At 70.6% G+C, this 13,072-nt stretch carries 12 protein-coding genes; 7 read left to right on the top strand and 5 right to left on the bottom strand.

Going from position 1 to position 13,072, the window contains the following annotated elements; genetic code table 11:
- The first annotated feature begins 254 nt into the window (after positions 1 to 254).
- Positions 255 to 2,849, top strand: coding sequence for an ABC transporter ATP-binding protein/permease (locus HFV08_RS07885; RefSeq protein WP_168537258.1), 2,595 nt, complete (start codon positions 255 to 257; stop codon positions 2,847 to 2,849).
- Positions 2,850 to 2,952: 103 nt separating this feature from the next.
- On the opposite strand, the gene HFV08_RS07880 is transcribed toward HFV08_RS07885, so the two are convergent.
- Complete coding sequence (locus tag HFV08_RS07880) at positions 2,953 to 3,708, bottom strand: transglycosylase SLT domain-containing protein (protein ID WP_168537256.1); 756 nt, start codon at positions 3,706 to 3,708, stop codon at positions 2,953 to 2,955.
- Positions 3,709 to 4,261: 553 nt separating this feature from the next.
- Between HFV08_RS07880 and HFV08_RS07875 the strand changes: the two genes are divergently transcribed.
- Both HFV08_RS07875 and HFV08_RS07870 read left to right on the top strand, forming a co-directional pair.
- A complete protein-coding gene (locus HFV08_RS07875) occupies positions 4,262 to 5,410 on the top strand; it encodes a GAF domain-containing sensor histidine kinase (RefSeq protein ID WP_168537251.1) in 1,149 nt (382 codons plus the stop codon).
- Positions 5,411 to 5,492: 82 nt separating this feature from the next.
- Entirely contained in the window at positions 5,493 to 6,125 is a 633-nt protein-coding gene (locus HFV08_RS07870) for a response regulator (protein WP_040258394.1), read from the top strand.
- A gap of 56 nt (positions 6,126 to 6,181) precedes the next feature.
- Here HFV08_RS07870 and HFV08_RS07865 read toward each other — a convergent pair whose 3' ends face one another.
- Positions 6,182 to 6,970: an Rv1486c family protein gene (locus tag HFV08_RS07865; RefSeq protein ID WP_168537249.1), complete on the bottom strand. Its 789-nt coding sequence runs from the start codon at positions 6,968 to 6,970 to the stop codon at positions 6,182 to 6,184.
- A 165-nt stretch (positions 6,971 to 7,135) separates the two neighbouring features.
- On the opposite strand from HFV08_RS07865, the gene HFV08_RS07860 reads away from it, so the two are divergent.
- The 3 genes from HFV08_RS07860 to HFV08_RS07850 all read left to right on the top strand — a co-directional run bounded on the left by HFV08_RS07860 (position 7,136) and on the right by HFV08_RS07850 (position 9,524).
- Positions 7,136 to 7,927 (top strand): ABC transporter ATP-binding protein, encoded by a 792-nt coding sequence (locus tag HFV08_RS07860; protein WP_040258395.1) that lies wholly within the window; start codon positions 7,136 to 7,138, stop codon positions 7,925 to 7,927.
- A gap of 80 nt (positions 7,928 to 8,007) precedes the next feature.
- Entirely contained in the window at positions 8,008 to 8,436 is a 429-nt protein-coding gene (locus tag HFV08_RS07855; RefSeq protein ID WP_312885471.1) for an NfeD family protein, read from the top strand.
- Positions 8,437 to 8,573: 137 nt separating this feature from the next.
- The gene (locus HFV08_RS07850; protein ID WP_168537247.1) at positions 8,574 to 9,524 is read left to right on the top strand and encodes an SPFH domain-containing protein; all 951 of its coding nucleotides are present in this window, start codon (positions 8,574 to 8,576) and stop codon (positions 9,522 to 9,524) included.
- Positions 9,525 to 9,643: 119 nt separating this feature from the next.
- Here the strand turns inward: HFV08_RS07850 and HFV08_RS07845 are convergent, their stop codons facing one another.
- From HFV08_RS07845 to HFV08_RS07835, 3 genes are all read right to left on the bottom strand, one after another.
- Entirely contained in the window at positions 9,644 to 10,150 is a 507-nt protein-coding gene (locus HFV08_RS07845) for an HNH endonuclease (protein ID WP_168537245.1), read from the bottom strand.
- A gap of 191 nt (positions 10,151 to 10,341) precedes the next feature.
- The gene (locus tag HFV08_RS07840; protein WP_168537243.1) at positions 10,342 to 10,881 is read right to left on the bottom strand and encodes a YbhB/YbcL family Raf kinase inhibitor-like protein; all 540 of its coding nucleotides are present in this window, start codon (positions 10,879 to 10,881) and stop codon (positions 10,342 to 10,344) included.
- A gap of 184 nt (positions 10,882 to 11,065) precedes the next feature.
- Positions 11,066 to 11,848: a sporulation protein gene (locus tag HFV08_RS07835; RefSeq protein ID WP_168537241.1), complete on the bottom strand. Its 783-nt coding sequence runs from the start codon at positions 11,846 to 11,848 to the stop codon at positions 11,066 to 11,068.
- 145 nt (positions 11,849 to 11,993) lie between these two features.
- Here HFV08_RS07835 and HFV08_RS07830 point away from each other — a divergent pair, with 145 nt between their 5' ends.
- Positions 11,994 to 12,635: a DNA-3-methyladenine glycosylase gene (locus HFV08_RS07830; protein ID WP_168537239.1), complete on the top strand. Its 642-nt coding sequence runs from the start codon at positions 11,994 to 11,996 to the stop codon at positions 12,633 to 12,635.
- The last annotated feature ends 437 nt before the right edge of the window (positions 12,636 to 13,072 follow it).

Below are 13,072 nucleotides of genomic sequence, written 5' to 3'. Positions count from 1 at the left end.
TGGACGCGCGTCAACTGCCGCCTATTCGCGCCTCTTGTCCGAAGTAGCGGCAATTCGCCCGTCGGTGGGGACGCTTACCACCGACCGGGGTGGTTTTGCACTGGCCGAGGTCAAACCGCGACACCTTCGTGCGCAGTCTTCACAAGGCCCGGCTTTCGGTCAGGGGCCGGAGCCTGAAATAGTTCCCCACGATGTTCGCCAACCCTGGCTCCCCGTGACGGGGGCATCACGGGGGACAAATCAGTGGGGCTGGAGTGCCGGAACTCGTACTGGAATTGAACGGAAGGACCTGGACGCTCGACCCGTCCAGGCCGTACACCCTCGGCCGCGATCCGCAGGGTGACATCGCGCTGGACGACGCGCGGGTCTCGTGGCGGCACGCCACGATCAGCTTCAACGGGCGCAGTTGGGTCCTGGAGGACCACGGCAGCACCAATGGCACCTTCGTGCAGGGCCAGCGCGTGCAGCAGTGGGAGCTCGGCCCCGGCAGCGTGGTGAACCTCGGCAACGCCAACGACGGCCCGCGCCTGACCACGGGGGCCGCCGCGCCGCAGCAGGCCCAGCAGCAGCCGCAGCCGCAGCAGGCCTACCAGCAGCAGGCCGGGGGCTGGGCCCAGCAGGCGCCGCAGCAGGCCCCGCCCCAGCAGCAGCCGCAGCAGGGAGGCTGGCAGCAGCAGCAGCACCAGCAACCCCCGCAGCAGCAGGGCTGGCAGCAGCCGCAGCACCAGCAGCAGGCCCCGGTTCCGCAGCAGCACGCGCAGCCGCAGGTCCCGCAGCAGCAGGGCCCCGGTCAGGGCGCCGGCCGGCCGGAGGGCGGGCCGCCCGCGCAGGGCAGCCCGACGACGTTCCACCAGCTCGCCCTCGGCCGCAAGATGCGCATCGGCCGTGCCCTGGAGAACGAGCTGGTCGTCTCCGACCTCCAGGTCTCGCGCCTGCACGCCGAGTTCACGGCGACGCCGGACGGCCGCTTCGAGATCCGCGACCTCGGCTCCCACAACGGCACGTACATCAACGGCCAGCCGATGGCGAAGTCGAGCACCGCCCTGCTCGGCCCGAACGACGTCGTCGGCGTCGGCCACTCGACCTTCCGCCTGGTCGGCGGGCAGCTCGAAGAGGTCGTCGACACCGGTGAGGTCTCCTTCTCGGCCCGCCATCTGACCGTCACGGTCGACGGCGGCAAGCAGATCCTCAAGGACGTCTCCTTCGGCGTACCCGAGAAGTCCCTGGTCGCGGTCATCGGCCCGTCCGGGTCCGGGAAGTCGACCCTGCTCAAGGCGCTCACCGGCTACCGCCCCGCCAACCAGGGCGAGGTCCTCTACGACAACCGCAACCTCTACAAGCAGTTCGCCGAACTGCGCCAGCGCATCGGCCTGGTCCCGCAGGACGACATCCTGCACAAGGAGCTGACCGTCCAGAAGGCGCTGCGGTACGCGGCCAAGCTCCGCTTCCCCGGCGACACCGCCGAGGCCGAGCGCGAGGCCCGGATCGACGAGGTGCTCGGCGAGCTGAAGCTCGACATCCACAAGGAGAAGAAGGTCACCGCCCTCTCCGGCGGCCAGCGCAAGCGCGTCTCGGTCGCCCTGGAGCTGCTGACCAAGCCCTCCCTGATCTTCCTGGACGAGCCGACCTCGGGCCTCGACCCGGGCATGGACCGCGACGTCATGCAGCTGCTCCGCGGCCTCGCCGACGACGGCCGCACCGTCCTGGTCGTCACCCACTCGGTGGCCGAGCTGGCGATCTGCGACAAACTCCTGGTCATGGCGCCCGGCGGCTCCGTCGCCTACTTCGGCCCGCCCGAGGAGGCGCTCAACTTCTTCGGCTACGACACCTGGGCCGACGTCTTCTCCGCCTTCGAGAACTACCGCGACTACGACTGGTCCGGCCGCTGGCGCGGTTCGCAGCACTACCGGATGTACGCCGCGGACATCGACGCGGTCGCGCCCCCGCAGCCCGCCTACATCCAGCCCCAGCAGGTCAGGACCCAGAAGCAGCAGACCTGGGGCTCCCAGCTGTGGACCCTGGTGCGCCGCTATGTCTCGGTCATCGCCTCCGACCCCGGCTTCATCGGCCTGATGGTGGTGCTGCCGGTGGTCCTCGGCGTGGTCAGCGTGGTGATCCCCTCGGACTACGGCCTGGTCAAGCCGGATCCGACCAAGGGCGACAAGGACACGTACAACAGCAGTGCCGGCATGATCATGATGATCCTGGTGGTCGGCATGTGCTTCTCGGGAGCGGCCAACTCGGTCCGCGAACTCATCAAGGAACGGGTCATCTACGAGCGCGAACGCGCCGTCGGCCTGTCCCGCTCGGCCTATCTGATGTCCAAGGTGATCGTGCTCGGGGTGATCACCGCCTTCCAGGGCGTGATCATCTGCGCGATCGGCTTCTCGGTGCGCGAGCTGCCCGAGGAGGGCCTGCTGTTGCCGCCGGCCGCCGAGCTCTGCCTGGCGATCATCGCCATCGGCTTCACCTCGATGATGTTCGGCCTGGTGATCTCCGCCCTGGTGAAGACCGCCGAGAAGACCATGCCGCTGCTGGTGATGTTCGCGATCGTCCAGCTCGTCTTCACCGGCACGCTCTTCCAGATCTACGGCAAGCTCGGCCTGGAGCAGCTGGCCTGGCTGATGCCCTCCCGCTGGGCGCTCGCCGCGGCGGGCAGCACCCTGGACCTCTCGCATGTGATGACGCCCTGGGACCTCAGCGACAAGGACAACCTCGACCCGCTGTGGGAGGCCTCGGCCGGGCAGTGGACCATCAACATGCTGGCCATGGTGGTCATCGCCCTCGCCTGCGGCTTCGCCGTGCAGCGCCTGCTGCGCCGCCACGAGCCCGAGGTCATGCGCAACTAGCCGGTACGGGCCGCTATCCGCCCGCACGCCACGCGCCTCAGGGCGGCACCCCGCACGGGGTGCCGCCCTGAGGCGTATGCGTGTACCGCCTCGGCGGCCGGGCTCAGTAGGCGCTGTTCACGTTGTCCATCGAGCCGTACCGGTCGGCCGCGTAGTTGCAGGCGGCGGTGATGTTGGCGACCGGGTCGTAGATGTCCCAGGAGGTGCCCTCGACGTGGTACGTCTGGAAGGTCGGCGGGATCACCTGGAGCAGGCCCTTGGAGGGGACGCCGTTGATGGCGTTGATGTCCCAGTTGTTGATGGCCTGGGGGTCACCGGCGGACTCGCGGATGATGTTGCGGTGGATGCCCTCGTAGGAGCCGGGGATCCCCTTCTCCTTCATGACCGCGAGGGCCTCGCGGATCCAGCCGTCCAGGTTGTTCGCGTAGACCGGCTTGCGCGCGACCGAGCGGTTGGCGGCGGGCTTCGCCTCGCGGTCGGCCTTCGCCTTCGCCTCGGCCTTCTTCTTCGCCTCGGCCTTGGCCTCGGCGTCGGCCTTCGCCTTCGCCGCGGCGGCCTTCTTCGCCTTCGCCGCCTGCTCGGCCTTCAGCTTGGCCTCGGCGTCCTTGGCCCGCTGGTCGGCCTGCGCCAGCTGGTCGGTGATGCCGGCGTGCACATCCTTGATCTGCCGCTCGCCGGTGGCGCTGGTGACGGCCACCGGGGCGGCGGACACGTCCTCGGTCTCGGCCCCGGAGTCGTTCGGGGCCAGCGAGAGGGCGAGGGCGGCCGCGCCGAGGGCGGCGACTCCGGCGACCCCGTACTTCTGGTGGGTCCGGGTGAGCGGCTTGCGTAGACCGGGAATCGTCATGTTCTTGCGCATGGCAGTAGTGACCTCTTCGAATAGCGGAGGTCGCTCTCGGTCCGGCGGGGGACAGGTGTTTCCGGCACCAACGCCGCGGGTAGACAGCCGCAGCGCCGAGCGACGGGGTAATTCTTAGCGGTCGCAAAAATTTGTGGCAAAGGCGTGACGTACGAACCGCCTTAGTGGATCAGGGGTCCGAGGTGTCCCTTTTGAACGGGCATGGGGGCCGCTTTACGGTCCTTTTTGTCTCCACTAGCCGACTTCGTACGTGACCTGGATCCTATGCCGGGCGTCACAGGCGGGAACGGCGATTCTCGCTCCTTGTTGCGGTGGCAATTCGCTCCGTGAGGGAATTCCGGGATGCCGCAGGACACCTTCCGTCCCTTTTCTCCCGAAATCGCGGGATGGGGCTCGTCCCGGGCCCACGGCTGTCCGGCGACCCCGGTGACCCGCCCCCTTCCACGGCGCCGCCGGGGTCCTTCCCGGGGCCGGAGGCCTAGGCCGCAGGTCGCAGGCCCTGGCCGCCACACGTCCGATACGCACGGTCACCGGGCGCCGGTACGGTGAGGCCATGAGCAACGCCCCCCGCTCGGGCCTGTCCGCGGTCAGCTCCGCGCTGCTCGCCATGAGCCGCCACCTGGAGGTCCGCGACGTCCTCAAGACGATCACGGCCTCGGCCAGGGAGCTGCTCGACGCCGAGTACGCGGCCCTCGGCGTCCCCGACGACCACGGCGGCTTCGCCCAGTTCGTGGTGGACGGGGTCAGCGACGAGCAGTGGCGCGCCATCGGCCCGCTGCCGCGCCAGCACGGGGTGCTCGCGGCGATGCTCAGGGACGCCCGGCGCGAGCGGCTCGACGATGTGCGCAAGGACCCCCGCTTCGGCGGCTGGCCCGCCGCGCACCCCGACATGAGCGACTTCCTCGGGCTGCCCATCAAGGACGGCGAGGAGATCATCGGCGCCCTCTTCCTCGCCAACAAGAAGAAGGGCCCCGCGCCGGACGCCGACTGCGGCTTCACCGAGGACGACGAGGAACTCCTCGCGATCCTCGCCCAGCACGCCGCCATCGCCCTGACCAACGCCCGCCTCTACGAACGCAGCCGCGAGCTGACCATCGTCGAGGAGCGCTCCCGGCTCGCCCACGACCTGCACGACGCGGTGAGCCAGAAGCTCTTCTCGCTGCGCCTGACCGCGCAGGCCGCCGCCGCCCTGGTCGACCGCGACCCCTCCCGCGCCAAGGGCGAACTCCAGCAGGTGGCCGCGCTCGCCGCCGAGGCCGCCGACGAACTGCGCGCCGCCGTCGTGGAGTTGCGCCCCGCGGCCCTCGACGAGGACGGCCTCGTCGCCACCCTGCGCACCCAGATCCGCGTCCTGGACCGCGCGCACAGCGCCGAGGTCACCTTCGACGGCACCGGCGTCCGCGCGCTGCCCGCCGCCCAGGAGGAGGCCATGCTCCGGGTGGCCCAGGAAGCCCTGCACAACGCCCTGCGGCACTCCGGGGCCACCCGCGTCGACGTCACCCTCAGACGCCGCGGCGCGGGCACCGCCCTGCGGGTCACCGACGACGGCAAGGGCTTCGACCCCCGGGCCGTACGCCGTGCCGGACGCCACCTCGGACTGGTCTCCATGCGCGACCGGGCCCGCGGGGTCGGCGGCAGGCTCACCGTCCACTCCACGCCCGGCGAGGGCACCACGATCGACATGGAGGTCCCCGGTGGCTGAGCACACTGAGACCACGCCGCCCCCGGCCCGAGGACCGGACCCCCGTCGCGAGCCCGCCCGGCGCACCCCGGACGACCGCCGGATCCGCGTGCTCCTCGTCGACGACCACCAGGTCGTACGCCGGGGCCTGCGCACCTTCCTGGAGGTCCAGGACGACATCGAGGTGGTGGGGGAGGCCTCGGACGGCGAGGAGGGGGTGGACCAGACCGAGCGGCTGCGCCCCGACGTGGTCCTGATGGACGTGAAGATGCCCGGCATGGACGGCGTCGCCGCCCTGCGCCGGCTGCGCGAACTCGCCAACCCCGCCCGGGTGCTGATCGTCACCAGCTTCACCGAGCAGCGCACCGTCGTCCCCGCCCTGCGCGCGGGCGCCGCCGGATACGTCTACAAGGACGTCGACCCCGAGGCGCTGGCCGGGGCGATCCGCTCCGTGCACGCCGGGCACGTACTGCTCCAGCCCGAGGTCGCCGGGGCGCTGCTCTCCGAGGACGAGCCGGGCGGCGGGACGAGCGGCCGGGCCGGGGCCCTGACCGAGCGCGAGCGCGAGGTGCTCTCGCTGATCGCGGACGGCCGCTCCAACCGGGAGATCGCCCGCGCCCTGGTCCTCTCCGAGAAGACCGTCAAGACGCACGTCTCCAACATCCTGATGAAACTGGACCTCGCCGACCGCACCCAGGCCGCCCTGTGGGCGGTCCGCCACGGCGTCACCGGCTGAGCCCGCCCGGCCGGTCCCCGCCGGAACGGACACGGGCGCACGACCCCCGCCCCACCTCAGCGGACGCCGCGCTCGCTCTCCTCCACATACGCGTTGTACGCCGCGACCTGGGCCCGGCGCGCCGTGCGCTCCACCGGCCGCAGCGCCCGCGACCGCGCGTCCATCGCGGAGGCGCTGACGGCGGCGCCGGGGCCGTGCTCCTCGGCCATGTCGATCAGCAGCGCCACCCGCTGGGCCAGCTCCAACACCCGTACCGCACGCGGCGGATAACCCGGCGCGAGCAGCTCCCGGCCGCGCTCGGCGCGCGCCCGGTAGGCGTCGACGGCCGCCTCGGCCACCGGCCCCGAGCCCGCCACGTCCAGCCGCGCCAGGGTCTCGGTGGCCTCCCTGAGCGCCTGGGCCAGCTCGCGTTCGGCCTCGCCGAGGGAGGGCACATCGGCGGGCGGCGCCTGCCTGACCTCCAGGCAGTGCCAGACCACCTCGGTGGACAGGCCCTCCACCGGCCCGGCCTCGTACACATCGGGCACCAGACCGAGCGCGGTGCCGTGGCAGACCACGGCCTCCTCCGCCTCCAGGGCACGGGCGTTGAACTCGGGCGGCCCGCTGAGGCCGAGCGGATGCCCCGGCGCGGGCAGCGCCACCCGCAGCCCGCGCACCCCGAGTGCCCGCAGCCGCCCGAGCGCCAGCGTCAGGCCGACCTGGCCGCTCTCCCCGGGCAGCCCCGCCACCCGGTGCACCGCGTCCTCGGCGACCACGGCCGCCACCGCGTCGTCGGGCGAGACCAGGCCGGCGAGGAGCGCGTTGCCCCACGCGGCGAGCCGGCCGGAGCGTGGTTCGAAGAACATGCCCCTCAGCCTACGGGCCCCGCGGGCCCGCCCGAGGCGCCACCGTCCGCACCCCGGGGCGACCTCGGGGACCGGGCCCCGGCGCGGGTGGCGTAGGTTTTCCCTGGGGAACGCGTGCACACAGGCGGACGCGAGGACGAGACTGCAATGGGAGACAACGCGCTCATGAGCGATGTACTGGAGCTGGAGGACGTTTCCGTGGTCCGCGAGGGCCGTGCTCTGGTGGACCAGGTCTCCTGGTCGGTCAAGGAGGGCGAGCGCTGGATCATCCTCGGACCCAACGGCGCGGGCAAGACCACCCTCCTCAACATCGCCTCCAGCTACCTCTTCCCGAGCAGCGGCGGCGTGAGCATCCTCGGCGACCGGCTCGGCAAGGTCGACGTCTTCGAGCTGCGCCCGCGCATCGGCATGGCGGGCATCGCCCTCGCCGAGAAGCTGCCCAAGCGCCAGACCGTGCTGCAGACCGTCCTCACCGCCGCCTACGGCATGACCGCGAGCTGGCAGGAGTCCTACGAGGACGTCGACGAGCAGCGCGCCCGCGCCTTCCTCGACCGGCTCGGCATGAGCGAGTACCTCGACCGCCGCTTCGGCACCCTCTCCGAGGGCGAGCGCAAGCGCACCCTGATCGCCCGCGCCCTGATGACCGACCCCGAGCTGCTGCTGCTCGACGAGCCCGCCGCCGGACTCGACCTCGGCGGCCGCGAGGACCTCGTACGCCGCCTCGGCCGCCTCGCCCGCGACCCGCTCGCCCCCTCCATGATCATGGTGACCCACCATGTCGAGGAGATCGCCCCCGGCTTCACCCACGTCCTGATGATCCGTCAGGGCAAGGTGCTGGCCGCGGGCCCCCTGGAACTCGAACTCACCTCGCGCAACCTGTCGTTGTGCTTCGGACTGCCGCTCCTCGTCGAGCAGTCCGGCGACCGCTGGACCGCCCGCGGCCTGCCGATGAGCTGAGGCTCCGCCAAGTCCACCGCCGTATACGGAAGTTGATCGCACCCTGTCGCGGGAGCAACCGGTCGACCTACCATGAACCGGTGGACATAGACGCGTGGGTGTGGTGGCTCATAGGTGCGGCGGCGCTCGGTATCCCGCTGGTGATCACCGCGATGCCGGAGTTCGGGATGTTCTCCGTCGGCGCCGTGGCCGCCGCGATCACGGCCGGGGCCGGCGGCGGAGCCGTGGCGCAGGTCCTGGTCTTCGTGGTCGTCTCGGTGGCGCTGATCGCGCTGGTCAGACCGCTGGCCGCGCGCAGCCGCCGACGGCAGCCCGAACACACCAGCGGCGTCGAGGCGTTGAAGGGAAAACAGGCCATCGTCCTGGAGCGCGTCGACCGCCACGGTGGCCGGATCAAGCTGTCCGGCGAGGTCTGGTCCGCCCGCTCGCTCGATTCGGGGCAGACTTACGAGGCCGGTGAGGAAGTCGACGTCGTGGACATCGAGGGCGCGACCGCCATCGTCATGTGACGGGACGTGAACGGAACACCGGGCAAGCCGAGTTGCTCTCTGACAGACTCGACCAGCAAGATCTTCGGTACGGTCCGCACGGTCCGTACGGACGGTCTTCCGCGAACCTCTAGGCACGAAGGGTACGGGCATCCACGATGGAACCGATCATCATCGTCCTGATCATTCTGGTGGTGCTGGTCTTCATCGCCCTGATCAAGACGATCCAGGTCATCCCGCAGGCCAGCGCCGCGATCGTCGAACGCTTCGGGCGCTACACCCGCACCCTCAACGCGGGACTCAACATCGTCGTCCCGTTCATCGACTCGATCCGCAACCGGATCGACCTGCGAGAACAGGTCGTCCCCTTCCCGCCCCAGCCGGTGATCACCCAGGACAACCTGGTCGTCAACATCGACACGGTCATCTACTACCAGGTCACCGACGCCCGCGCCGCGACCTACGAGGTCGCCAGCTACATCCAGGCCATCGAGCAGCTCACCGTCACCACGCTGCGGAACATCATCGGCGGCATGGACCTGGAGCGCACCCTGACCTCCCGTGAGGAGATCAACGCGGCCCTGCGCGGCGTCCTCGACGAGGCCACCGGCAAGTGGGGCATCCGCGTCAACCGCGTCGAGCTGAAGGCGATCGAGCCGCCCACCTCCATCCAGGACTCGATGGAGAAGCAGATGCGCGCCGACCGCGACAAGCGCGCCGCGATCCTCCAGGCCGAAGGTGTCCGGCAGTCCGAGATCCTGCGCGCCGAGGGTGAGAAGCAGTCGGCCATCCTGCGCGCCGAGGGTGAGGCCAAGGCCGCCGCCCTGCGCGCGGAGGGCGAGGCCCAGGCCATCCGTACGGTCTTCGAGTCCATCCACGCCGGTGACCCGGACCAGAAGCTGCTCTCCTACCAGTACCTCCAGATGCTCCCGAAGATCGCCGAGGGCGACGCCAACAAGCTCTGGATCGTGCCCAGCGAGATCGGCGACGCCCTCAAGGGCCTCTCCGGCGCCATCGGCAACTTCGGCCCCATGGGCGGCGGTTCGCCCAGCGTCCCGTCCCCGTCCCCGAGCGGCTCGGACCGCATGGAGAAGCCGTCGATCGACTGAGGCACGGCCGATCCGGAGCTCTCCACCGAGGCCCGCGACCGCGTACACGGGAAGGCGCCCGCCCCCTCAGGGGACGGGCGCCTTCCCGTATCCGCACTCTCCGGTGCCCGACAGGCCCCTCAGGCCGCCGACTTGGACAGCCAGCCCGGCAGCGACTCCAGGTCGTCCTGCGCCAGCGTCAGCAGCATGGCGTCCGCCGGAGTCGGCTCGAAGGGCTGGCGCAGCAGCGGCATGCCCGCCTGCTCCGGAGTCCGGTTCGCCTTGCGGTGGTTGTCCTCCGCGCAGGAGGCCACCGTGTTCAGCCAGGCGTCCGCGCCGCCCAGCGAACGCGGCACCACGTGGTCGACGGTGGTCGCCCGCCGCCCGCAGTACGCGCACCGGTGCCGGTCACGCACCAGCACACCCCGCCGCGACCACGGAGCCTGTCTTCGGAAGGGCACCCGTACGTACCGGCACAGCCGGATCACCCGCGGCACCGGCAGATCGACGGCCGCGCCGCGCATACGGAGGGCGGGGTGGGCCTGCTCCACCACGGCCTTGTCCTGGAGCACCAGAACGACGGCCCGGTTCAACGTCACCGTCGACAACGGCTCGAAGCTCGCATTCAGCACCAGCGTGTCACGCATCCCGCCCACCTCCCGTGTGCACAGGCCCGTCCCCCCGATCGGTGAGCGGGCCGGGATCAACTCTGGCCGGGGACGCCGGGATGGACAACGCAATATCCGGGCCTCCGGGCAGCGCGGCGGTCCCGGTGCCAGAAGAATGCCCGCCCCCGGTCGGATTCAAGACTGGGGACGGGCAACGGTGCGATGACGGCTCAGCCGCCGGCGGGCGCCGCGTACGCGCCGAGCAGCTGCGCCCGGGCGAGGGTGTGGAAGCGGAGGTTGAAGCCGACGAAGGCGGGCGAGCCCGTGGCGTCGGGACCCAGCTTCTCCTGGTCCACCGCGTACACGGTGAAGACATAGCGGTGCGCCGGGTCGCCCGCGGGCGGGGCGGCACCCCCGAAGTCGTGGGTGCCGTAGTCGTTGCGCACCTGTACGGCGCCCTCGGGCAGGCCCGCGAAGGAGCCGGTGCCCGCGCCCACCGGCAGCTCCGTCACCGAGACCGGGATGTCGAAGACGGTCCAGTGCCAGAAGCCGCTGCCGGTCGGCGCGTCCGGGTCGAAGCAGGTCACCGCGAAGCTCCTGGTCTCCGCCGGGAACCCCTCCCAGCGCAGATGCGGCGAGGTGTTCCCGGCCGCGTAGACCTGATCGTCCTTGAGCGTGCCACCCGGTGCCAGATCGTCGCTCACCACGGTGAACGCGGGCACCTCGGGGTGGAAGTCATGGGGAAGGGGCGGCCTGTTGAGCTCGGTCACTTCTCGCACCTCACTGATCGGCAAACACTCTGCGGGCCGAGCCTAGAGGGTCGCGCGCCCGCCGTGCCCGCGGCAGGCGGTCGTACGGGAGCCGGTCGTACGGGAGTCCGGACAGCGCTCGGCCCACGGCACAGGACTCGCTGCGTGCCGTGGGCCGGGGCTCAGGCGGTGGACCGCGGTGAGGTCAGAGCCAGTTGCGGCGGCTGCCGACCTCGGAGAGCCACTGGTTCAGATAGGCGGACCAGTCGGTCGCCTGGTAGTCGTTCAGCCCCACCTTGAAGGAGCGGAAGGTGTCGCTGCTCTCGCTGAACAGACCCGGCTTCTTGTCCATCTCCAGGACGACGTCCATCTCCCGGTCGTCGGCGACGAAGCTCAGCTCGACCTGGTTCAGCCCGCGGTACTGCTGCGGCGGGAAGAACTCGATCTCCTGGTAGAAGGGCAGCTTCTGCCGGGTGCCGCGGATGTGCCCGCGCTCCATGTCCGCGCTCTTGAAGCGGAAACCGAGCTGGATGAAGGCGTCCAGGATGGCCTGCTGGGCGGGCAGCGGGTGGACGTCCACCGGGTCCAGGTCGGTGGAGTCCACGGCGCGGGCGATCTCCAGCTCCGTGCTCACCCCGATGTTCATGCCGCGCAGCTGCTGCCCGTCGATGCTGGTGATCGGCGTCTCCCAGGGGATCTCCAGGGCGAACGGCACCGCGTGCACCGCGTTCTCGGCCAGCGTGAAGGCCCCGCCGAGCCGCACCTTGGTGAACTCGATGTCCTGCTTGTACTCCTGGTCGTTGCCCTCGACCTCGACCCGCGCCTGCAGGCCGACCGACAGCCCCTCGATCTCCTGGCTGACCGAGCCGCCCTGGATCCGCACCTCGCCCTGGACCACACCGCCGGGCACCACGTTCGCCTCGGTCAGCACCGTCTCGACCGAGGCCCCGCCGGCACCCAGACTCGCCAGCAGCTTCTTGAACCCCATGTTTCTCCTCCCCAGGCCCAGCCTGTGGTGACGACTCAATCCTCGAAACCCTAGAACGCGATACGGGCCCGGGCGGTTCCGCTCCACCGGGCCCCGGTTCCGTGCCCCGAGGGCCGCCGCGGAGGCGGGGTTAGGCTTGGGCGCCATGATCGTGGCCCCCGACCGTACGCCCCTCAGCCGTGACTTCTTCGACCGCCCCGTCCTGGAGGTCGCCCCCGACCTGCTCGGGCGGACCCTCGTCCGCACCGCACCGGAGGGCACGATCGAGCTCCGCCTCACCGAGGTCGAGGCCTACGCGGGGGAGATCGACCCCGGCTCCCACGCCTTCCGCGGCCGGACCGCCAGGAACGCGGTGATGTTCGGCCCGCCCGGACACGCGTACGTCTACTTCACCTACGGCATGTGGCACTGCCTCAACCTGGTCTGCGGCGAGGAGGGCGTGGCCGGCGGGGTGCTGCTGCGCGCCGGGGAGATCCTCAGCGGGACCGAAGCCGCCCGGGGACGGCGACTCTCGGCCCGCAACGACAAGGAACTGGCCAAAGGCCCCGCCCGGCTCGCCACCGCCCTCGATGTCGACCGCCTGCTCGACGGCGCCGATGTCTGCGCCTCCACCGAGGCGCCGCTGTCCGTCCTCGCGGGTACGCCCACACCCTCCGACCTGGTACGTACGGGGCCCCGGACCGGGGTGGCGGGCGAAGGCGGGGTGCACCCCTGGCGGTTCTGGATCGACGGGGACCCGACCGTCAGCCCCTACCGCGCACACGCCCCGCGTAAACGCCGAACTTGACCCGACCTTCGGGGCCCCGTAATGTACTCCGAGCCGCTTGAACCGGTCCGGCAGTCAGCCGACCACCGGGAGCGGCGAACCCACTCACTAGGCACATCCCCTTCACCGGGTGCAGCTTTCGCATGCCGAAATCTGCCGAAGGGACTCGATTATGAGTCCGGAGGGAATTCCGCTAACGTGAGGGACACCGAAAGGGAGCCGGAAGGCGACTGAATAGGTATGGCTCTCCAACGGCCACTGGATGAAATACGGACCGGAAATCGGGACGGAAAGCGTCTGGTAAGGTTGGAAACACCGAAGGGAAACGCCCGGAGGAAAGCCTCGGCTGAATGGTCGGGGTGAGTACGAAGGAAGTGTCCGTTCCTTGAGAACTCAACAGCGTGCCAAAAGTCAACGCCAGATATGTTGATACCCCTGACTCTCGGCAGTCTTTTATG

This window comes from Streptomyces physcomitrii (assembly GCF_012273655.1).
GTDB classification, from domain to species: Bacteria; Actinomycetota; Actinomycetes; order Streptomycetales; family Streptomycetaceae; genus Streptomyces; species Streptomyces physcomitrii.
The sequence above is the reverse complement of the archived record's forward strand: the minus strand, read 5'-3'. Positions and strand labels throughout refer to the sequence as shown.

What these genes read in the sequence shown, in the direction of transcription:
- HFV08_RS07880 (WP_168537256.1), bottom strand. Translation starts at nt 3,708, where the DNA reads ATGCGCAAGAACATGACGATTCCCGGTCTACGCAAGCCGCTCACCCGG.
- HFV08_RS07875 (WP_168537251.1), top strand. Translation starts at nt 4,262, where the DNA reads ATGAGCAACGCCCCCCGCTCGGGCCTGTCCGCGGTCAGCTCCGCGCTG.
- HFV08_RS07865 (WP_168537249.1), bottom strand. Translation starts at nt 6,970, where the DNA reads ATGTTCTTCGAACCACGCTCCGGCCGGCTCGCCGCGTGGGGCAACGCG.
- HFV08_RS07860 (WP_040258395.1), top strand. Translation starts at nt 7,136, where the DNA reads ATGAGCGATGTACTGGAGCTGGAGGACGTTTCCGTGGTCCGCGAGGGC.
- HFV08_RS07850 (WP_168537247.1), top strand. Translation starts at nt 8,574, where the DNA reads ATGGAACCGATCATCATCGTCCTGATCATTCTGGTGGTGCTGGTCTTC.
- HFV08_RS07845 (WP_168537245.1), bottom strand. Translation starts at nt 10,150, where the DNA reads ATGCGTGACACGCTGGTGCTGAATGCGAGCTTCGAGCCGTTGTCGACG.
- HFV08_RS07835 (WP_168537241.1), bottom strand. Translation starts at nt 11,848, where the DNA reads ATGGGGTTCAAGAAGCTGCTGGCGAGTCTGGGTGCCGGCGGGGCCTCG.
- HFV08_RS07830 (WP_168537239.1), top strand. Translation starts at nt 11,994, where the DNA reads ATGATCGTGGCCCCCGACCGTACGCCCCTCAGCCGTGACTTCTTCGAC.